The organism is Paracoccus sp. SCSIO 75233 (assembly GCF_027912675.1).
Lineage (GTDB): Bacteria > Pseudomonadota > Alphaproteobacteria > Rhodobacterales > Rhodobacteraceae > Paracoccus.
The window spans coordinates 111931-132387 of sequence record NZ_CP115758.1; the positions used below are offsets into that span (position 1 = coordinate 111931).

Here is a 20457-nt window from a genome sequence, read left to right on the forward strand (position 1 = left end):
GCCAGGATTATGGGTGAGATCGACCTTGACGCGCTGGCGCCCTGGCTGGGACGCACCGAGACTAAAGAAGACGTTCTGACGGAGGGGCTGATCGACAAATTCCGCGCCACGCTCGGTCCGCATCTTTGGGACGGATCAGGCGATGTCCCGCTGGGAATTCATTGGTGCATTTCCCTTGATACCGTGCCAGCGACCGCCCTGTCAGAAGACGGCCATGCCGCAAGGGGTGGATTCCTACCCCCTGTCCCGCTGCCCGCCCGGATGTGGGCCGGCGGCGATGTTAAACATATCGCGCCGCTGAAAATCGGCGAAACCATCACCCGGCGCTCTTCGATCAGGGATATTGTGGCCAAGCAGGGCCGTAGTGGACCATTGGTGTTTGTGACCGTCGAACATGAGTATCTGAGTGGCAACCGGCTTTGTATCCGGGAGCAGCAAACGATCGTTTATCGTGAGATTTCCACCCCCCGCACGGGCGAGAGCGCAGCTGACGCGGGTGACCCCACCACGCTTAGATCGACGCTGACACCGGATCCTGTTCTTCTGTTTCGCTATTCGGCGCTGACGTTCAATGCCCATCGCATTCACTATGATTACGTCTACGCCACCGAAACCGAAGCCTATTCCGGGCTTGTTGTGCATGGCCCATTGCAGGCCACGCTGCTTCTGAATCTGGCGGCGGATGCGTTGAAAACATCGCCCCACCGGTTTTCGTTCCGCGGCCTCGCGCCACTCACCCTGCCCTGCGAATTGCAACTGCACAATGAAGAGACCGGCACCTCCGGGACAGTCTGGTGTCAGGATCAAAACGGTCTTCGAAGCTTTTCCGCAGAGTACGCGGCTGTCTGATCGGTTTCCTTTGGTAGCGGATTCAGTTGTTGACCACTTTTTTTTTCTAACATCTGTTAGGCTGCGCGGAGAGACTTGGTAAAATAGACCAGGCAAACCTCTGAATTAAGAGGTGGGAGGAGGAACGATGCGAGGAAAACTCGTAACCAACGGAAAACCGTGCGGTCAGGCTATGCGTGCCTCCATGAGGTGTTGGGGAAAAGCACGGGTTGTAACATGACCACGAATAACGGGCACGTATCGTCACCGCTTGCGGTGCGTGGCGCAACTTTGAAATTTGGCGGTGTGACCGCGCTCGACGATGTGAGCATCTCCGTGGCCGACGATGAATTGCTTGCAATTATCGGTCCGAATGGTGCCGGAAAAACATCACTTCTGAACGTGACTGCGGGCTTCTACCGTCCGCAGAAGGGCCGTGTCGAATTGTCCGGGCAGGACGTGACCGGCCTGCGTGTTGACCAGATCGCCCGGCGCGGTCTGGCGCGGACGTTTCAGGGCACCCATCTTTTTGCCGGGCAGACGGTGGTGGAAAACATTATGATCGGCCGCCACATGCTGATGAAATCGAATGTAGTCCAGGCCTTTTTCCAGTTCGGTCCCGTGATGCGCGAGGAATCGGAACATCGTGAAGCCGCAGAGGAGATCATCGATTTTCTCGAGATCGAGGCAATCCGCAACCGGCCCGTGGGCACGTTGGGGTATGGGTTGCGCAAGCGTGTCGATCTGGGCCGTGCATTGGCGCAGGAACCGTCGATCCTGCTGATGGATGAACCGATGGCCGGCATGAACTCGGAGGAAAAAGAAGACCTGGCGCGCTTCATTCTCGATGTGCGCGAGGCGCGCAAGATTCCGGTAGTTCTGGTGGAGCACGACATGGGCGTCGTGATGGACCTTGCCGACCGGATCGTGGTGCTGGATTTCGGGCGGGTCATCGCCGAAGGCACCCCGGAAGAAATCCAGAAGGACCCGGCTGTCATAAAGGCATATCTGGGGTAGCGGCATGGTCAAACAACGGACAGCAATGGTCTTTTCGGACCCAGCAGTGACACATAGCGAAACCCTGCCGCAGGTTTTGCTCGCGCGAGCGACATCCACACCGACCAACCTCGCCGAACGGCACAAGCGCCTGGGCATCTGGCGTGAATTCACCTGGGCCGATGTTCTTGACAGGGTTCGCGCCCTGGCTCTCGGGTTGGAGAACCTGGGCTTGTCGGCTGGCGAATCCGTCATGATGATTGGCGAAAACGAACCCGAACATTTCTGGGCTGAATACGCCGTCCAGTCGTTAGGCGGCAAAGTCCTGTCTGTCTATCCGGATCAAAACGCTGAAGAGATTCTGTATCTGGCCGAAGACTCGCAAACGCGGGTTTTTCTGGCGCAGGATCAGGAGCAGGTCGATAAATGCATCGAGATTGCGGGCAAGTACTCGGGCGCCCTGGCGGTCGTTTACTGGGACGATTCCGGTCTGTGGGGCTATGATCATCCCCTGTTGCATTCGTTTGAAAGTGTGAGCGCGGCAGGGCGTCAGATCCACGCCAAGGAACCCGCCAGATTTGAAGAACACGTAAAACGTGGACGGGCGGACGATACCGCCTTGCTGTCCTATACTTCGGGGACCACGGGAAAACCCAAGGGCGTTGTCATCAGCCATCGCTACCTGTTCGACAATTGCTCGCGGGTGATGGGGGCAATCGAAATCGCGCCGGGCACCGAATACCTGACCTACATTTCGCCTGCCTGGGTCACGGAACAGATTTTCGGCCTGTCGATCGGTTTGATCGCGCCCATGGTCGTCAATTTTCCCGAAGGCCCTGAAGACGTACTGACCAACATTCGCGAACTGGCGGTTGATGCACTGGTGTTCAGTCCGCGCCAGTGGGAAAACCTCGCCTCCATCGTTCAGGCCCGGATGCTGGGCGCGGGCAAGTTCCGCAATGCGATGTACAATTGGGGCATGAAGGTTGGCCGCAACGTTTACGTCGAGCGGCTGGAAGGGCGTAGCCCCAGCCTTGCCGCACGCCTGCAGCTTCCCTTTGCCGAAGCTCTGGTGCTGCATCACCTGCGCGACAATCTTGGCCTTGGTAAGGCCAAAAACGCAATGAGCGGCGGCGCCCTGATGGCACCTGACGTCTTTCGTATGTTCCACGCGATGGGGGTTAAGCTGCGGAACGTGTATGGCGCGACCGAAATCGGCCTTCTGACCGCGCATGTCGGCGAAAGCTATCAGCTGGAAACCAGCGGCAGCTGGATGCAAAGCAACACGAACTACGGCGAACCGCTGGAATACAGGGTCTCGGACGAAGGGGAGCTTCAGGTGCGTGGCGGATCGGGCTTCGGCGGCTATCACGGCAAGCCCGAAAAGACCGCAGAGGTGCTGACCGAAGACGGTTGGTACAAGACCGGTGATGCGGTCTCGATGACCGACGACGGCGAGCTATTGTTCTTTGACCGTGTCAAGGACATGCGCCGCCTGGCAAACGGTCACAGCTATCCGCCGCAGTTCATCGAAACGCGGTTGCGGTATAGCCCCTTCATCAAGGACCTCATGACATTGGGCGACGAACGCCGGAATTTCGTCAGCGCGCTTATCAATATCGATATGGAAGTTCTCGGGCGTTGGGCGGAAGAGAACAAGATCAGCTTTTCGACCTACACCGATCTGTCGCAGAAACCCGAAGTTCTGGACCTTATCAAAGGCGAAGTGGCGCGCATCAATGCGCTCCTGCCCGAAGGCTCGCGCGTGGCACGTTTTGCGAATTTTCCCAAGGAACTCGACCCGGATGAAGGCGAGTTGACCCGCAGCCGAAAGCTTCGCCGGGCCTTTCTGGAGGAACGGTATGCCAAGCTCGTCGAGGCGATCTATGCTGGCGATGACGAGACAGATCTCGAAATCGCTGTGACCTATCAGGACGGTCGTCAAGGCGTTCTCAAGACCACGGTTCGCGTGTCGGATGTTGAAAACGCATCGAAGGCTGCCAAGCGGCAGTCCAAATCTTAAAGGAGGTCGGCGACAATGGTCTATTTCATCAATGACATCATTACCGGGGCTTTGATCGGCCTTCTGTATTCGCTGGTGGCCATGGGCTTTGTTGTGATTTATCGCGCCAGCAAGGTGTTCAACTTCGCGCAGGGCGAGCTTGTGATCATCGGCGGGTTCATCGTCTGGTTCACAACGATGCAAGCGGGGCTTAGCCTTTGGTTGTCGATACCCCTTTCGCTGGTTCTGGCCGGGCTGGTCGGGTACGCAATCGAACGGATTTTCCTGACAAAGCTGATCGGTGAATCGGTTTTCTCGATGGTCATGGTCACCGTCGGTCTTCTGATCCTGCTGCGCGGTCTGGTGCTGCTTGTGTTCGGTCCCGCCGTGCGGCCCTTCCCGATCATTTTCCCGCTGAAACCCTTGTTCCTCGGCGACATGTTGATCCCGATGAACCTCCTGATAGGCGGGATCATCACCATTGTCGCCGCCGTCGGCCTGTCGTGGTTCTTCAACCGGACCCGGTCCGGCCTGCGGATGACCGCCGTGGCGGAAGACCACGTCGTGGCCTCCTCGATGGGCATTTCGGTGAAAGGCTCGATTGCCTTTGCCTGGGTTCTCGGGGCAATCCTGTCCACAATTGGTGCGATGATCTTTCTCAGCGGCAAATCGCTGACCTTCCTGGCCTCGGATATCGGGTTCGCGGCCCTGCCGGTGGCGCTGTTTGCCGGGCTGGAATCCATCGGCGGGCTGATCCTTGCGGGCGTGATTATCGGCATCGTCCAGAGCCTGACAACCAACTATCTTGACCCGCTGATCGGAGGGTCACTGGGCAGCGTTGTCCCCTATATCATCATGCTTGCCATTCTGCTGATCCGACCGACCGGCCTGTTCGGCTGGCGCACAATTGAACGGGTGTAATCCATGGACCCTTCCGGCGTATTCCCGACAAGCTATCGCAGTGACAGACGTTTGATCCGAACGCGCTGGCAGTTTCTGGCCCTCGTCGTATTCATGGCTCTACTGCTGTTGGCGCCTTACCTGGTGAGCAGCCGTATCATCGCTATCCTGAATATGATGATGATCAGCGCCGTCATCGCCGTCGGGCTTCAGATCTGCACCGGCTATGCGGGCCAGATCAACCTGGGTCAGGCGGCTTTCATGGGGGTCGGGGCCTATACGGCCTCGATACTGGCCTCGAAGACCGGCCTTACGTTTCTGCTGACCATTCCTCTGGCCGGGCTCTCGGCTGCGCTGTTCGGCTTTCTCTTTGGCTTGACCGCGGCGCGGATCAAGGGGTTCTATCTGGCACTGACCACGATTGCAGCTCAGTTCCTGTTCCACTTTGCCGTATTGAACCTGCCGTCTACCTGGCTGGGTGGATCGAACGGTATCACCGTGCCCCCGGCCGAGCTTTTCGGGCTGCGATTTGTCAGCGAATCTTCGCAGTTCTATCTGAATTTCGCGGTCACCGCGATCATGGTGGCGGGCGCGTTCGGGATCGTTCGGTCACGCTTCGGCCGTGCCTTCGTGGCGGTCAGGGATGATGACGTGGCCGCGGGTATAATGGGGATCAATGTCGCGGCCACAAAGGCAAATGCCTTCCTGATCGGCGCTTTCTATGCGGGCGTCGGCGGGGCGCTTTGGGCCTATCTGATCCGCTTCGTGGGGGTAGACCAGTTCACCCTGTTTCACTCGATCTTCTTCGTCGCGATGATCATCGTCGGCGGGATGGGTTCAATCGTGGGGGCCCTGATCGGCGTCTTCATTATCCGCATCATCCAGGAAATTATCGCGACGGTCGGCCCCAATATCGCCGACTCGGTATCATTCCTTGGCGGTGACATCGTGTTCGCTGGCATGAATGTCGTTCTTGGCGGCGTGATCGCATTGTTTATGATCCTCGAACCCAAGGGGCTGATGCACCGCTGGAACATCCTGAAGTCGTCATACCGTATCTGGCCGTTTCCTTACTGAGAAATAGAGCGGCTCTAAACCTGGGAGGAAGAATATGACTTACCAATCGAATCGAGGTCTTCGCGGCTTTCTGGCTGCGGCTGCCTTGGCGGCCGCGGCGACCATGCCTTTGAAGGCGCAGGCCGAAGAGACCTATAATCTGGCCCTGCTGTCGGACTTTTCCGGCCCTTATGCTGACATCATGCCCATTCTGGCCGGCGGACGTGAGGCTGTGTTCACCTGGTGGAATGAAACCCGCGGCAAGGAACTTGGCGTCACGCTGAACTACAAAAACTACGAAACCCGCTATGACGCGGCACAGGTGGCAAGTCTCTGGCCCGGGATCAAATCGGAACTGGACCCGATTGCGGTTGTCGGCCTCGGCGGGCCCGACGTCGCGGCCCTTTCCGAACGCCTGCCGGAAGACAAAATCCCGATGTTCATGGCCACAGCGGCCTACGGTTTTGCCTGGCAACCGGATGCCTGGATTTTCAACCCACGCCCGACCTATTCGCACGAAAGTGTCGGCTTTCTGAACTGGATGCGTGAACAGCGCGGCGGAGACGAACCGCTCAAGGTTGCGATCCTCGCCTCAGAAGCATCGCCTGCCTATGTCGACATGGCAAAGGGCATTGAACTCTATGCCGAAGAGCACCCCGAGGAGATCGACCTCGTCGAGGTCATCTATACCGAAGTTCAACCCACCGATCTGACGGGGCAAATGCGCCGCGTTGTACGAGCCGGGGCCGAGGTGCTGGTAATCCAAACGAACACCTCTATCGTGGTTGCCGCGAAACGTGGGCTGCAGGCCAACGGGGCGAACATCCCGATCATGATGAGTTCGCATAACGGGCTTCCAGCCTCGGGTAGCGCGCTTGGCGGGCTTGAGCAAATGGAGGGGGACTTTGAAGCCTACGGCATGGTGATTGCGGCCGATGAGGACACTCCCGCGCGACAATTCTACGAGACATTGGTTGCCGATTACGGACTCGAAGCACCTTGGAACGTCGTGACCGCAATGGGCGTATCTCAGGGTCTCTATACCGTGACCGTGATCGATCACGCGATCGAGGCGAACGGCGCCGAGGGCCTGACCGGAGAGATGGTACGTGAGGCGCTTTTTGCCAAACCGATCACCACCGAAGAAACCCATGGGTTCCTGCCGACCTTGTCCTTTACGCCAGAAGCACCGTTCCCATTGGAAGGCCTCAAAGTGAATGTGGGCACCGTCAAAGATGGGAAAATCACCATCGCGGCAACGGGTGTCGACGTTCCGCAAGTTGAGAAATGGTGAATTAATCCGGGCGCCGCAGTCGCGGCGCCCGTTCTGATCCTTAGCCCCGGGCAATATGACCATGCTGGAACTCAACAACGTAGAGGTGACATATTCCGACGTCATCCTGGCGCTCAAAGGCGTGTCCATGACAGTCCGTGCGGGACAATGTGTTGCTCTGCTCGGTGGCAATGGCGCAGGAAAAAGCACGACGCTTAAAGCCATCTCGGGAACGCTCAAATCCGAGGATGGAACCGTTTCGGCGGGGTCCATCGTTCTGGACGGAACTCCCATTCAGAACATGGAAGCCTCGGAAGTCGTGAAGAACGGTCTCATCCATGTGATGGAAGGGCGGCGCGTTTTGCGGCATCTGACGTCAGAGCAAAACCTGATCGTCGGCGGGCACATGGTGCCCAACTCCGCCGAGCTGAAAAAGCGCCTGGACCATGTTTACACCTTGATGCCCCGGCTTGCGGACCTGCGCAACCGCACCTCTGGCTTCATGTCTGGTGGCGAACAACAACTGCTGCTGATCGGCCGGGCCATGATGGCCAGCCCCAAGATCATCGCGATCGACGAACCGTCGTTGGGATTGGCCCCGATGATGGTCCGGGATGTTTATGAAGTGCTCAAGCAGCTCAAGTCAGAAGGCACGACCTTCTTCCTGGTCGAACAAAACAGCGCCGCGGCGCTATCGATCGCCGACTATGCCTATGTGATGGAGAACGGCCGGATCGTGATGGACGGCCCTGCCGACAAGCTCGCTGACAACGAGGACATCAAGGAATTCTATCTCGGCGTAACCGCATCGGGCGAGCGCAAAAGCTATCGAGATATCAAACACTATCGCCGCCGGAAGAGATGGCTGGGATAGAAAGGAGCGAAGATGAGTAACCTGCTTTCCATCAAAGGTCGTACCGCATTTGTAACCGGAGCGGGGCAAGGCGTTGGTCGGCAAGTCGCGCTTTATCTGGCGGAACACGGAGCCGGTGCCATCGTTGTCAACGATTTTCACGCCGAACGGGCCGAAAGCGTTGCCGCGGAAGTGGAGGCAGCGGGTGCAAAGGCTCTGCCGCTCGCCTTCGACGTCTCGGATTTCGACGCGGTTGGCGCGGCGTTTGCCGAAACGCAGACCACATTTGGCGGCGTGGATATTCTGGTCAACAATGCGGGCAACGCCGGGCCGACATCGCGGCTCGACGATCTGGTCCCTTTTTGGGAATCCGATCCCGATGAATGGCGCCGCTGGATGGCCACCAATTTCGATGGGGTGCTGAACTGCACCCGTCACGCCATGCCGTTGATGGTTAACAGTGGCTATGGGCGCATTGTGACCGTCATTTCCGACGCCGGCCGTGTCGGTGAACCGCATCTGGCGGTTTATTCCGGGGCCAAGGCCGGTGCGGCCGGCTTCATGCGGGCAATTGCAAAGGCCGGCGGCCGGTTCGGGATCACCGCGAATTGCGTCGCCTTGGGGGGCACAAGAACTCCGGCTGTCGCCGACCTGATCCCGGATGCAGAGACCGAGAAGCGGGCATTGTCGCAATACGTGATCCGCCGTCTGGGCGAGCCGGAAGACCCCGCCGGAATGATCCTGTTCCTCTGCTCGGATGCTGCCAGCTGGATCACCGGACAGACCTATCCAGTGAATGGTGGGTATTCGTTTGCCTGCTAGAGTAGACATCGACCAACCGCCGCCTCTAGGTGGCGTCGTCCGAAAAAACGCTGTCATTATCTGCCCCGAGTTCAGGGGGCAGATTCGGTGTTGCGGTTTCGAAGCCATCAAATTTCAACGGCTGGACAATAAAAGTCTCGGCCTTGCCGCCGTCATGCGTAATCTTGCGCAGCAGCTGGCGCGCACGCACATGGGGGTCGTCCAACGTTTCGACCAGGGAATTGACCGGACCCCATGGCACCCCCGCCTTATCCAGAAGGTCGCCCCATTCGGCGCGCGTCTTGCCAACCAGAATCGCCGCGATTTCTTCGCGCAGCGCGGCCTTGCGGGCGACACGGTCGCGGCCTGTCAACGGCGCAAGATCCGCCCTGTCGATCACATCGCAGAACGGTTTCCAGAACCAGTCCTCATGCGCGATGGACAAGGTCAAGAGCTTGCCGTCTTTGCAGGTGAACACGCCATAGCCCGGCTCGGCGATAAATTCGCCCAGCGGTGTTCCATTGGCGGCGGGAACGAGGAATGCGGTCAACATCGAAACCACCGCATCCGACATGGACACGTCCACGTAACGCCCCTGCCCTGTGCGCTGGCTCGACACCACCGCCGACAGGATTGCGATCGCCGCGAACAACGCCGCGCCAACATCCGCAAGGGGGATCGGCGGCACAGGGCCGGGCTGCTTTGCATCGGCCTGATCGGCCAGCAAACCGCCAACCCCTTCATAGCTCAGGTCATGGCCAGCCCTGTCACGATAGGGGCCGTCCTGCCCGTAACCCGAAATCGATACATAAACCAGCCGCGAGTTGACACTACGCATGTCCTCGAAACCGGCACCCAAGGCCGCAAGCTTGCCAGGGCGGAACCCTTCGACGATGACATCCGATTCCTTGGCCAGTTCGCGAAACCGTGCCAGCCCCTCGGCCGATTTCAGATCCAACGCAACGCTGCGCTTGCCTCGGTTCAGTGCCCGGAACAAGGGCGGAAATTGCCGGGCCGGATCACCGATGCCCGGGCGTTCAATCATGATCACCTCGGCTCCCATGTCGGACAACAGCATTGTGGCATAGGGACCGGGAAACTGTTCGGCAAGGCTGAGGATTTTCAGGCCGGCCAGGGGTGCAGTGCTCATATCAATCTCCAGTTCTTTTGTTTTCCACGTGCGGGTCCGCCCGAGTGCAGCGTAAATCGCCGCAAAAGACAAGGCGAAAAACCAATAATATGTATAATTATCAGGAGCTTAGCATGAGTGAGGCAAAGCAGACGCTATTCGTTGAGCGGGTCGCAAAAACTGAATGGATTACCTTCCAGCGCACCGAACAGCTCAACGCAATGTCAACGCAGATGCTGCGCGAGATGGCGGCAGCACTGGAATCGGCGCTGGCCGACGATGGGGTGCGTACAATTGTCCTGACCGGCTCTGGCCGGGCATTCTGCGCCGGTGCCGATCTGAAAGAAGTTGCTGGCGCCAAACATGCACCAGGCGAGCCGGATCTTCTGGATCTTGTCGATCACACGTTTGGGCTTATGCGACATGGCCCGAAACCGGTGATCGCCGCAGTGAACGGGCTGGCGATGGCGGGCGGTTTGGAAATGGTGATGGCCTGCGATCTGGTCTTTGCCGCCGAAAGCGCGCAACTGGGCGACGCACATTCCAACTTTGGCGTCTTTCCCGGGGCCGGCGGTGCGGCGATCCTGCCGCGTAGGATTGGCCTGAACCGCGCGAAATACCTGCTGTTCTCGGGCGAGAACGTTTCGGCACGGGACATGATGGACTGGGGACTGGTGAACAAGGTCGTCGCGGACGAAGACCTGCGACAAGCGGTGCAGGCCTTTACCGACAGGCTGGCAGAAAAAAGCCCGGCGGTCTTACGCCGCATGAAGACGGTTTCCAATCGGTCGCTGGACGTGGACGAAACCGCCGCGCTTTCCGAAGAGATGCTGAACCTGCGCGCGCACATGCGATCCTGGGACATGCACGAGGGTCTGTCGGCGTTCAATGAAAAACGAAAACCGCAGTTTCGCGGATACTAGGTCAGGAGGACAAACGATGCAGGACATTTACATCGTTGGCATCGGGATGACGCCGTTCGGAAAGTTCCGGGACAAAACCATCAAGGACATGACCGGCGAGGCCGTCGCCGCCGCGCTTTCCGATGCCCGAGTGACGGCAGATCGTATCGACGGCGCATTCTTCTCGAACGCGGTGCAGGGCCACATGGAGGGCCAGCACATGATCCGCGGCGAAATCGCGCTGCGTGAAATGGGCATTCAGGGCATTCCGGTGGTGAATGTCGAAAACGCCTGCGCCAGCGCCTCGACCGGGTTCAAACTGGCAGTCGATTTCCTCAAGGCCGGCAATGGCGACTGCTGTCTCGCCGTGGGCGCCGAAAAGATGTATTCTGACGACCGTGCGTTGATGTTTTCGGCCTTCGACAGCGGCTGGGACGTCAGCAACAGCGAAGAGGTCGCGCAACGGCTGGCCGATCTGGGTGCAGGGGTCGAGGAACCCGAAGGATCGAAATCGCCCAAGCCCTACAGCGTGTTCATGGATGTCTACGCAGGCTTCGCCCGGCTGCACATGAAGACCTTTGGCACAACTCAGGAACAGTTCGCCGCCGTCGCCGCCAAGAACCATGCGCATTCCGTGCATAATCCACTGGCGCAATACCGAGAAGCCATGAGCGTCGATCGGGTATTGGCCGCGCCGCCGATCACCTATCCGCTGACCCTGCCGATGTGCGCCCCGATCTCGGACGGGGCCGCTGCGGCCGTTTTATGCACCGGCGAGGGGATAAAACGTCTGGGCCTAGATCCCGCGCGCGCGATCAAGGTCAAGGCCGCGATCCTGCGCTCGGGCACCGATCGTCCGCCGGAAGATTACAAGAACCACCTGACCCGGCTTGCCGCGCTTGAGGCCTATGAACAGGCCGGGATCGGCCCCGAGGATATATCGGTGGCCGAAGTGCATGACGCCACGGCCGTGGGCGAAGTGATCCAGATCGAGAACCTCGGATTTGTCGAATTCGGCGAGGGCGGTCCCGCCAGTCTGCGCGGCGAGACAAAGATCGGTGGACGCATTCCGGTGAACCCCTCGGGCGGGTTGGAATCCAAGGGCCACCCGGTCGGTGCCACAGGGATAGGGCAGGTTTTCGAACTGGTCACGCAACTACGCGGCGAAGCTGGCGCGCGTCAGGTCGAAGGGGCAAAGAACGCCATCGCCGAAAACGGCGGGGGGTTGCACGGGGTAGAAGAAGCGGCCGCCTGCGTCACCATTCTGGGCCGTTGAAACAAGGAGACGAACCATGGAAAACGTGATCGCCGCCGCTCAGGCAATCTATACAGATGAGCAACGCATGTTGCTGGAAAACTTCCGCAAGATGGCCGAGGCAGAGTTCGCGCCGCTGGCCGAGAAATACGAGAACCTCGGCCACCCCCCCGATGCGAAAACCCTGAAGTCCCTGTTCGCCAAGGTCGAGGAATTCGGGCTGATCAGCGGCCTGATCCCCGAAGAGGACGGCGGTGCCGGAATCGACCGCATGACCTATGGCATCCTATACGAGGAACTGGCCCGGATATGGGCCGATCTGGCAATCGCGGTGCTGATTCAGGGTCATGCCGTGTTCGCGGTCAACCTCTTGGGAAATGTGGCGCAGAAAGAGGCCTATCTGAAGCCGCTCCTGCGCAGCGAACGGATCTGTGCCACCTGTATTTCCGAACCAGAGGTCGGTTCGAACGTACGCGAGGTCAAGACACGTGCGGACCGCGAGGGCGATAAGATTTTCGTCACTGGCCAGAAGCTCTGGATTTCCAATGGGGCCCAGTCGGATTTCGCCATCGTTGTCTGCAATCTGGACGACGGTATTTCCATGGTCATCGTCGACCGCGATACCGGCAACTACGAGAGCCGCGAATTGCGCAAGCTGGGGCTTGTCGGTGCATCGACCTGCGAATTGTTTTTCGACCGTGCCGAAACCAGCGCTGACCATGTTCTGGGTAATGCAGGCGGCGGCCTGTTCCAGACATTGAAACTGTTTGAGAGCGCTCGCGTGTTTGTCGGCCTGACGAGCATTGGCATAGCGCAGGCGGCGTTGGAATGTGCCGTCAAATATGCGCAGGATCGCCAACAACATGGTAAGCCGATCGGCGGGCACCAGTTGATTCAAGGCTACCTGGCCGACATGGCCACGCACCTGGATGCCGCGCGCCTGTTGTGCCAGCGCGGGCTGCAACTTCTGGACCTGGGCGTGCGCTGTGACACCCAGACCTCGATGGCGAAATGGTATGCAACCGAAATGGCCGTCGAAATCGCCGGCAAAGCGGTGCAGATCCACGGCGGCAACGGCATCACCAAAGAGTTCCCCGTTGAACGGCACTTCCGCAATGCAAAGGTCATGCCGATTCCCGATGGCACCACCGAAATCCAAAAACTGGTCATCGGGCGCAACCTGACCGGGCTTAACGCGTTCTGAAAAGGGCCTTGGCCGCCCCACCGTCGGCGCTCGTCAGCGTCGAGGGTGGGCACGACCCGGAGTGATCGCGATACGGGCGAAGAGTCAGTAGGACTTGGGCATCCCCAATGCCTTCTCGGCCACGTAGGAGAGGATCAACTCCTCGCTGACCGGCGCGATGAAGTTCAGTACGCTTTCGCGAAAGTAACGCTCGACGTGGTATTCCTGCGCGAAGCCAAAGCCGCCGTGGGTGCGCACCGCGCGGAATGCCGCTTCGTAGGCCGCCGAGCCGGCGAGGTTGCGCGCGGTATTGGCCTCCAGCCCGCAGGGCTTGCCCTGATCGTAAAGCGTGGCGGCTTTGTAGGTCATCAGTTCCGCCGCCTGAAGGCGCATCCACACCGAGGCCAGCGGATGCTGGATCGCCTGGTTCTGGCCGATTGGACGGTCGAAGACGACGCGTTCGCGCGCATAGGCGGCCGCCTTTTCCAGTACGTACATCCCAAACCCGACCGCAGCCGCGGCGACAATGATCCGCTCGGCATTCAGCCCGTGGAGCAGGACCTTGAAACCCTCACCTTCCGCGCCGATGCGGTCCTCTTCGGGCACCTCCAGCCCATCAATGAAGATAGCGTTGGAGTCGACCGCCTTGCGGCCCATCTTGGCAATTTCATGCACGTCGATCTTGCTGCGGTCGAAATCGGTGTAGAACACTGACATGCCGTCGGTCGGTCGCTCGCAGTCCTCGATGGGCGTGGTCCGGGTCACCAGCAGGATGTGATCTGCGCGCTGTGCGGTCGAGGTCCAGACCTTGCGCCCGTTGACCACATACCCACCGTCTTCGCGTCGGCGCGCAAAGGTCGAGATATGCGTGGTATCAAGGCCGGCGTCCGGTTCGGTTACGCCGAAGCAGGAGCGGTGCTCTCCGCGGATCAGAGGCGGCAGCATTCGAGCCTTCTGTTCGTCGGTGCCGAAGCCGACCACCGGTTGCAGCCCAAAGATATTGATATGCACCGCGGAACTGGCCGCCGCGCCGTAACGCCCGATCTCCTGCATGACCAGCGATGCCTCTGTGATACCCAGGCCCGATCCGCCATACTGCTCTTCCATCGTGACGCCATAGAAACCGCCCTTTGCGATCTCGGCCGCAAAATCTTCGGGGAAGGTCCCGGTTCGTTCGCGTTCCAGCCAGTAGGCATCGTCGAAACGCGAGCAGATCCTGGCCACCGCGTCGCGGATGGCCCGTTGCTCTTCGGTGAGATCGAAATCCATGCGATCACTCCTTCTTCTGACGTGGGTGTGGTTCGCCCGAATGCTCGGGCGGGGCGGGTTCCGCCATATGCGGGCGCCAGGAGCCGGGATCTCCTGTGGCGAGATTGCCGAACTGGCGCTCGGCGGAAAAGACGTCGCTGCGGATCTGCACGAGGTGAGCCATGACCGGGCGGCCTTCGGGATCGAACAAGCGCGAGACCACATGGGCCACCGGCTCGCTGAGGGTGATGCCCAACAGGTGCGCGGTGGCGATGTCGGCCCGAACGATGGTGATGATCTGGTCGCCCGACAGATCCGTCATGCCGGTGTGGTCGCGCAGCAGTTGCGAATATAGCTGCGTTTCGTCAGCGCCCTCGGGCAGCATCTCGAAATAGCGTTGCGGCAGCCACAGATCGACCAGCGAATACGGCTGCTGCCCGGCGTGATGGCGCTTGCGCACATGAACCAGCGGCGTTTCCATCCCCGTCAGGTCGCGGCCAAGATCGGGAAGCTCCTTACAGGGCGCACGCGACAATATATCTATACGCACCTGTGCCCCGAGCGTCAGCGGATCGTAGGCGGGCGCACGTGGCTCGCTCTCCTCGGCCGCCGCAGTCACGAAGGTGCCCAGTCCGCGCGTGCTGTCGATCATGCCCTCATTGCGCAGAACCCCAAGAGCCTGGCGGACGGTTTCGCGCGCCAGGCCGTATTCGTCGCGCAGGGCCGGAAGGGTTGGCAACTGGCTGTGTATGGGCCAATCGCCGCAGCGAATCTTTTCGCGAAATAGGCTTGCGAGCTTGAGATACAAGGGGATGCCGTCACGCTGCCGAAGCAGTTCCCTGGCCGAGCCTTCCTCCGGGCGGGGACAGTGGCCGACGCCGGTGGTCCGGGTGCCGCTCAAGGCTGGTCGCCGGACCGAGGCACCGCTCCTGTCAGACCGTCGTTTACCGACGAGTCCTGCTCGGGTTGCACAACGACACCGGCCTTTATCAGTTGAGCAACCCTTTCCGGTGAGAAGCCGAACTCTTCCAGGATCGCCGTGCCCTGTGCGCCAAGGGCAGGTGCCGGAAGATCGGGGCCCATCTCGACGCCGCGCATCGTATAAGGGCTTCGGACCCGGCGCATCGGCCCCTGCTGGGGATGGTCATAATCTTCTATCAGGCCAACGGCGCGGACATGCGGATCGTCGGGCAGGTCCTCCATCGCCATCACTGGGGCATTGGGAATATCGAGGGCATCGAACAGCGCCTGCCACTCTGCGGTGGTCCGCTGCGGCAGGATATGCGTTACAACAAGTTCATAGAGTTCGGGAAAATGCCGCTGTGCGGTCGCCGCGTCGGTCATCATGGGGCCGTCGGCCACGTCGTCGCGACCCACAGCACGCAGAAACCGCTGCCATTGATCGAATTTGTAGATCCCGTGCGCGATGAAACCGTCGCTGGTTTGCGCTGGTTTGCGGAATGGACTCATGACCCGCGCATAGCCGAACCCGCCTTCCGGAGGCCGGAAGGCCGCCCCGTTGAAATGCTGGCTCAACATCACCGATATCATCGTTTCGAACATCGGCGTTTCGATGTAGCACCCTTCGCCGGTGGTGCGCTGCCGGAACAGGCCGGCCAGCATCGCCTGACCCAGCGCCAGCCCGGTGATCTTGTCGGCGGCCACCATCGGCACAAAGGCGGGGGCACCTGCGTTGCGCCCGTTGGCCTCGGCCAGACCCGACCGGGCCTGAATCAGGTCATCGAAGGCGGGCAAGTCGGCATAGGGCCCGTCCTGCCCGAACCCGATCGCGGCGCAGTAGACGATGCGCGGATTGACCTCCCGCACGGCGTCATATCCAAGACCCAGCCGCTCGATCGCAGGCACTCGCATATTGTGAACCACGATGTCCGCCTGACTCAGCATCTCCAGCAGCGCCGCACGCCCTTCGGGGGATTTGAGATCAAGCGCAATGCTGCGTTTGTTCCGGTTCACCGCCATCCACTGAGCGGTCATACCCGGCACGCGCGAGGCGCCGAGGCGCCGATAATAGTCGCCTTCCGGCGCTTCGACCTTGATCACATCAGCGCCGAAATCGCCCAGGAACTGGGTGGCGTAGGGGGCCAGGAGAATATGGCCCAGCTCTACCACGCGCACCCCGTCGAGCATTTGAAACATGATTCCCCCCCCCGGCACCGGATCGGCTGCACCGACCGCACGCTACAAAAGACTAAAAGACTGTATTGCTAGTTTTTTTGCACGGGGAGCGTTGACATGCAAGGGGGCCTTGCTAAGTTTGGCGCCACAATGAGGCTAAGGCGGCTCGTTTCCGGCGTGGAAATCGCCGATGGAAATGGCCCGAAATAGCGCCAAAAAAAAGGGGGGGGGTGGCCGCAATGGAACCGCCGAAGAAAAGGGGGGGCGCGCGCGGCCTGTTGGCCGTTTCGCGGGGGCTGGCCGTGCTAGAGACCGGGTTTGCGGCGCTGGCCTGTGTCGCACTGGCGGTGATCATGCTGATCGTGGTCGTGGATGTTGCGATGCGCTACGCGCTTTCGATGCCACTGGGCTGGTCCTACGACCTGATCGGTCTCTACCTTGTGGTCACGGTATTCTTCCTGATGCTGCCCGACACACTCCATCATCACGGGCACGTGGCAATCGATCTGTTCCAAAACATACTTCCGCGACGGGTTCGCCATCTGGGGCAGGCGGTGGGCTATGCTGCAGGGGCAGTTGTCATGGCGCTGATCGCGTTCGAGGCCTGGGGCCGCTTCCAGAGCGCCTATGCCGGGCAGGACCGGATCGCCGCGCTGGTCCCATGGCTGACCTGGCCGGCCTATCTGGTCGTCCTGATTGGCACCGCGCTGCTGACGCTGCGCCTGATCTACCGGGTGGTCGGGCACGCGTTTTCCATCTTCTCGCGCCACGATCTGGTTGAAATGCCGCCCCCGCCCGAGACCACCGCGCTCCAAGGGGAGGACGTCCTGTGACGGTGGCTCTGGTAATTGCGCTTCTGGCCGGGCTGCTTGTGATCGGGCTGCCGGTGGCCTTGGCAATGGCGATTTCGGGGTCTGTAGGGCTCTATCTGTTCGGCGGCATGGCGGTACTGGGCGGCATCCTGAAGACTGCACCCCTAAGTACCGCGAATTCCTACGAAATCATCACCATCCCGATGTTCATCCTGATGGCCGAATTCGTGATCATCTCGGGCGTGGCGCAAGATCTCTTTCGCGCTGCAACCATTTGGGTCGGCCGTCTCCGCGGCGGCCTGGCCATGGCTACCGCGGTAGCCGGGGCGGGCTTTGGCGCGATCTCGGGGTCGAGCACGGCAGCGGCGGCAACGCTGGCATCCACTTCGATCCCGGCGATGATCGACGAAGGCTACGACCCCAAGCTGGCCAGCGGCGTCGTGGCGATTTCGGGCACACTGGCGATGTTGATTCCGCCATCTGTGGCGCTGATTCTCTATGGGATCATTGCCGATGTCTCGGTCGGACAGCTGCTGGTGGCGGGGGTGATACCGGGGATTCTGGTCGCTCTGACCATCATGGCCACGGTCGCGGTTCTGGTGCGGATTGATCCCTCGGTCGCGCCTGCCGGCCAGCCTTACAGCTTTCGCGATAAATTTGCGTCGCTGTCGCGTGTCGGGCCAATGCTGCTGCTGTTCCTGGCCGTCACCGGCACGATCTACTCGGGCATTGCCACGCCGACCGAGGCATCGGGGATCGGCGCCTTCGGCGCGATGCTGCTGGCGCTGCACGAGCGCAAACTGGGATTCAGCCAAGCCTGGGGTTGCCTGAGACGGGCGGCGCAGACCACCTGCATGATCCTTTTCGTGATCCTCGGCGCGCATATCTTTGGCTATTTCTTCACCCTCACGCGGGTGACCAACGATTTGACCCAATGGATCGGCGGCCTTGGTATTTCGCCGATGGGGGTGATGGTGGTGATCCTGATCATCTACGTCTTTCTGGGTGCCTTCATGGACCAGATCGCCATCCTCATCCTGACGGTGCCGGTGCTTTTGCCGCTGGTCCTGTCGCTGGGCTTCGACCCGATCTGGTTCGGGGTGATCGTCGTGGTGACGGCCGAGGTCGGCATGGTCACTCCGCCGCTGGGCATGAATGTCTTTGTGGTGGCCCGATATACCCGGCGACCCTTGGGCGAAATCTTTCGCGGGACGTTTCCGCATGTTCTGGCGCATTTGCTGGTGATCGCGTTGCTCACTGCATTTCCCGTGCTGGTGCTGTGGCTGCCCTCGACAATGAACTGACGACGTCGGCCTGCGCAATAGCGCCAGTCCATAACCCTAAAAGACAGGAGGAGAATGAAATCATGACCAGAATATCCAAATTCCCATCGCCCTTACGGACAGCGGGCTGGGCCCTGAGCGTTGCCTTGCTACCGCTCGCCGTGCAGCCGGTTGCAGCGCAGGAGATCGAACTGCGCGCGGCCGACAGCCTGCCCACCGGCCATTACATTGCCCAGAGCCTGATCGAACCTTTCATGGAACGGGTGAGCGAGCGGACCGGGAAAACCGAGTTCGCGTACTTCCCGGCTCAGCAACTCGGCAAGGCCAAGGACCTGCTCTCGCTGACCCAGACCGGCGTGACCGATATCGGCTATGTCGGCCCCTCCTATGTCAGCGACAAGATGCCCCTTTCGGCGGTCGGGCAGTTGCCCGAGGCGTTTTCGACGTCGTGTGAGGGCACGATGGCCTATTGGGAGATCGCCAAGCCCGGCGGCGCGCTAGACCAGGCCGAATTCGCGCCGAACGGCGTGCGCCTGCTGATGGCGATGGTGCTGCCGCCCTACAACCTGCTGACGTCGAGCCGTGAGATCACCGGTTTGGACAGCATGGACGGCCTGAAGATCCGCAGCACTGGCGGCGCGCTTGACCTGACCGTCCAGAAAATCGGCGGCGTGCCGGTGCAGATGCCGGCGCCCGAAGTGCGCGAGGCGCTGTCGCGCGGGACGATCGACGCCGGGCTCTTCCCCTATCCCAGTGTCACCCCTTACGGAATGGAAACATTCCTTGACTGGGGTACGCAGGGGATGAACTTTGGTTCCTTTGTCGCGACCTACGTGATCAGGCAGGAAAAGTGGGACAGTCTGCCCGAAGACGTCCAGCAGGCGATCACCGAGATCGGCGAAGATTTGACTAGGGAAGGATGCGAAACTGCCGACCGCCAGAACCTTGAAGTCAAGCAGCAGATCGCCGAGGCGGGCGTGACCTTCGTTGACCTGCCCGCCGGAGATGTCGAAAAGCTGAACCAGATCCTGTCGACGGTTGGGTCCGAATGGGCCGAGCAACTCGATGCCCAAGGCAAGCCCGGAACCGAGATCCTGGAAGCCTTCCGGTCCGCGCTGAAAAGGAACTGATACCAGATCGTGGTCGGCCCGGCTCCTGTGTCGGGCCAGGCCACCAAAAACGCGCAGAAGTCAGCCGGTGGGTGCATCTGAATCCTGCCCTTCGACACTCAGCCTGGTCGTCCGTTATGCAGCTGAAGTCCGGGCGAGCCGTGCATACGTTCGGCCACATTGATCTGGCGTAGATGCGCCTCGCCGGTCCCGATCTCGGCGACGAGTTGATGCGCGAACGGCGCGGGCGAATTGGGTTTCGGCGATATGGCGCAGATGGGCGGCAGCGAGAGTGTCCGACCTTTTGTGTATGACTGATCCGGTCCATGCTTCATCGAAAGGACGCATGAATGACCATCTCGAAAGAAATCCTGGATGGATAACGTACAGGATCTTCCGCACATTTGATTCCGGCGATGGTTCCTTTCAGACTGGCTGACCCGGACGGTCAGAAGGATATACTTGGGACAACGATCATGCAGCGCCCGGCCCAACCGGAAGAAGTAGCCGGGGCGGTGCCGTTTCTGGCGTCCGACGAGGCATCCTATATGACCGGATCCGAAATGGTGGTCGATGGCGGCTATACCGCGCAGTAAAATGGGCGGAGCCGGAAGCTTGGGACAGGCGGGTCCGGTTGGCCGCGAACCGATCCTGGCCAGCCGGGCACCGGCTGCCCGCCTGGCCTGGTTCC

The 20457-nt window shown here is 60.3% G+C and carries 18 protein-coding genes and 1 pseudogene; 15 read left to right on the top strand and 4 right to left on the bottom strand.

Annotated features, from left to right (window positions below; genetic code table 11):
* Positions 1–9 precede the first annotated feature (9 nt).
* The 8 genes from PAF12_RS16415 (at position 10) to PAF12_RS16450 (ending at position 8730) form a co-directional block, all read left to right on the top strand.
* Positions 10–849, top strand: coding sequence for a MaoC family dehydratase N-terminal domain-containing protein (locus tag PAF12_RS16415; RefSeq protein WP_027264394.1), 840 nt, complete (start codon positions 10–12; stop codon positions 847–849).
* Positions 850–1065: 216 nt separating this feature from the next.
* Positions 1066–1845 carry an ABC transporter ATP-binding protein gene (locus PAF12_RS16420; RefSeq protein WP_028288584.1) on the top strand — a complete coding sequence of 260 codons (780 nt, stop codon included), beginning with the start codon at positions 1066–1068 and terminating at the stop codon, positions 1843–1845.
* Positions 1846–1849: 4 nt separating this feature from the next.
* The gene (locus tag PAF12_RS16425) at positions 1850–3847 is read left to right on the top strand and encodes an AMP-binding protein (RefSeq protein ID WP_223228100.1); all 1998 of its coding nucleotides are present in this window, start codon (positions 1850–1852) and stop codon (positions 3845–3847) included.
* Positions 3848–3862: 15 nt separating this feature from the next.
* A complete protein-coding gene (locus PAF12_RS16430; protein WP_027264391.1) occupies positions 3863–4747 on the top strand; it encodes a branched-chain amino acid ABC transporter permease in 885 nt (294 codons plus the stop codon).
* 123 nt (positions 4748–4870) lie between these two features.
* A complete protein-coding gene (locus PAF12_RS16435; RefSeq protein ID WP_271109724.1) occupies positions 4871–5803 on the top strand; it encodes a branched-chain amino acid ABC transporter permease in 933 nt (310 codons plus the stop codon).
* Between the two features lie 103 nt (positions 5804–5906).
* Positions 5907–7076 (top strand): ABC transporter substrate-binding protein, encoded by a 1170-nt coding sequence (locus tag PAF12_RS16440; protein WP_271109725.1) that lies wholly within the window; start codon positions 5907–5909, stop codon positions 7074–7076.
* Positions 7077–7137: 61 nt separating this feature from the next.
* Positions 7138–7929: an ABC transporter ATP-binding protein gene (locus tag PAF12_RS16445; protein WP_027264388.1), complete on the top strand. Its 792-nt coding sequence runs from the start codon at positions 7138–7140 to the stop codon at positions 7927–7929.
* Between the two features lie 12 nt (positions 7930–7941).
* Complete coding sequence (locus tag PAF12_RS16450) at positions 7942–8730, top strand: SDR family NAD(P)-dependent oxidoreductase (protein WP_027264387.1); 789 nt, start codon at positions 7942–7944, stop codon at positions 8728–8730.
* 25 nt (positions 8731–8755) lie between these two features.
* Here the strand turns inward: PAF12_RS16450 and PAF12_RS16455 are convergent, their stop codons facing one another.
* Positions 8756–9859: a CaiB/BaiF CoA-transferase family protein gene (locus PAF12_RS16455; protein ID WP_036051655.1), complete on the bottom strand. Its 1104-nt coding sequence runs from the start codon at positions 9857–9859 to the stop codon at positions 8756–8758.
* A 113-nt stretch (positions 9860–9972) separates the two neighbouring features.
* On the opposite strand from PAF12_RS16455, the gene PAF12_RS16460 reads away from it, so the two are divergent.
* From PAF12_RS16460 to PAF12_RS16470, 3 genes are read left to right on the top strand one after another with little or no spacing between them, the layout of a single operon-like run.
* Positions 9973–10761, top strand: a complete 789-nt coding sequence (locus tag PAF12_RS16460; protein WP_027264385.1) for an enoyl-CoA hydratase/isomerase family protein — start codon at positions 9973–9975, stop codon at positions 10759–10761.
* 16 nt (positions 10762–10777) lie between these two features.
* On the top strand, positions 10778–12016 hold the full coding sequence (locus PAF12_RS16465) for a thiolase family protein (protein WP_027264384.1): 1239 nt from the start codon (positions 10778–10780) through the stop codon (positions 12014–12016).
* 16 nt (positions 12017–12032) lie between these two features.
* On the top strand, positions 12033–13199 hold the full coding sequence (locus PAF12_RS16470) for an acyl-CoA dehydrogenase family protein (protein WP_036051588.1): 1167 nt from the start codon (positions 12033–12035) through the stop codon (positions 13197–13199).
* Positions 13200–13283: 84 nt separating this feature from the next.
* Here PAF12_RS16470 and PAF12_RS16475 read toward each other — a convergent pair whose 3' ends face one another.
* The 3 genes from PAF12_RS16475 to PAF12_RS16485 are packed head-to-tail and all read right to left on the bottom strand — an operon-like array spanning position 13284 to position 16583.
* Positions 13284–14447 (bottom strand): acyl-CoA dehydrogenase family protein, encoded by a 1164-nt coding sequence (locus PAF12_RS16475; RefSeq protein WP_027264382.1) that lies wholly within the window; start codon positions 14445–14447, stop codon positions 13284–13286.
* A 4-nt stretch (positions 14448–14451) separates the two neighbouring features.
* Positions 14452–15327, bottom strand: coding sequence for a GntR family transcriptional regulator (locus PAF12_RS16480; RefSeq protein ID WP_027264381.1), 876 nt, complete (start codon positions 15325–15327; stop codon positions 14452–14454).
* Entirely contained in the window at positions 15324–16583 is a 1260-nt protein-coding gene (locus tag PAF12_RS16485) for a CaiB/BaiF CoA-transferase family protein (RefSeq protein WP_071974357.1), read from the bottom strand. Before PAF12_RS16485 ends, PAF12_RS16480 begins: the two co-directional genes overlap by 4 nt.
* Positions 16584–16801: 218 nt before the next feature.
* Between PAF12_RS16485 and PAF12_RS16490 the strand changes: the two genes are divergently transcribed.
* The 4 genes and pseudogenes from PAF12_RS16490 to PAF12_RS16505 form a co-directional block, all read left to right on the top strand.
* Complete coding sequence (locus tag PAF12_RS16490; protein WP_083545805.1) at positions 16802–17395, top strand: TRAP transporter small permease; 594 nt, start codon at positions 16802–16804, stop codon at positions 17393–17395.
* Positions 17392–18678, top strand: a complete 1287-nt coding sequence (locus PAF12_RS16495) for a TRAP transporter large permease (protein WP_027264380.1) — start codon at positions 17392–17394, stop codon at positions 18676–18678. The genes PAF12_RS16490 and PAF12_RS16495 overlap by 4 nt, the downstream gene beginning before the upstream one ends.
* Before the next feature lie 62 nt (positions 18679–18740).
* Entirely contained in the window at positions 18741–19787 is a 1047-nt protein-coding gene (gene dctP, locus PAF12_RS16500) for a TRAP transporter substrate-binding protein DctP (protein WP_036051585.1), read from the top strand.
* Between the two features lie 410 nt (positions 19788–20197).
* Positions 20198–20362 (top strand): annotated as a pseudogene (locus PAF12_RS16505) (SDR family oxidoreductase); the annotation flags it as partial.
* Positions 20363–20457 lie beyond the last annotated feature (95 nt).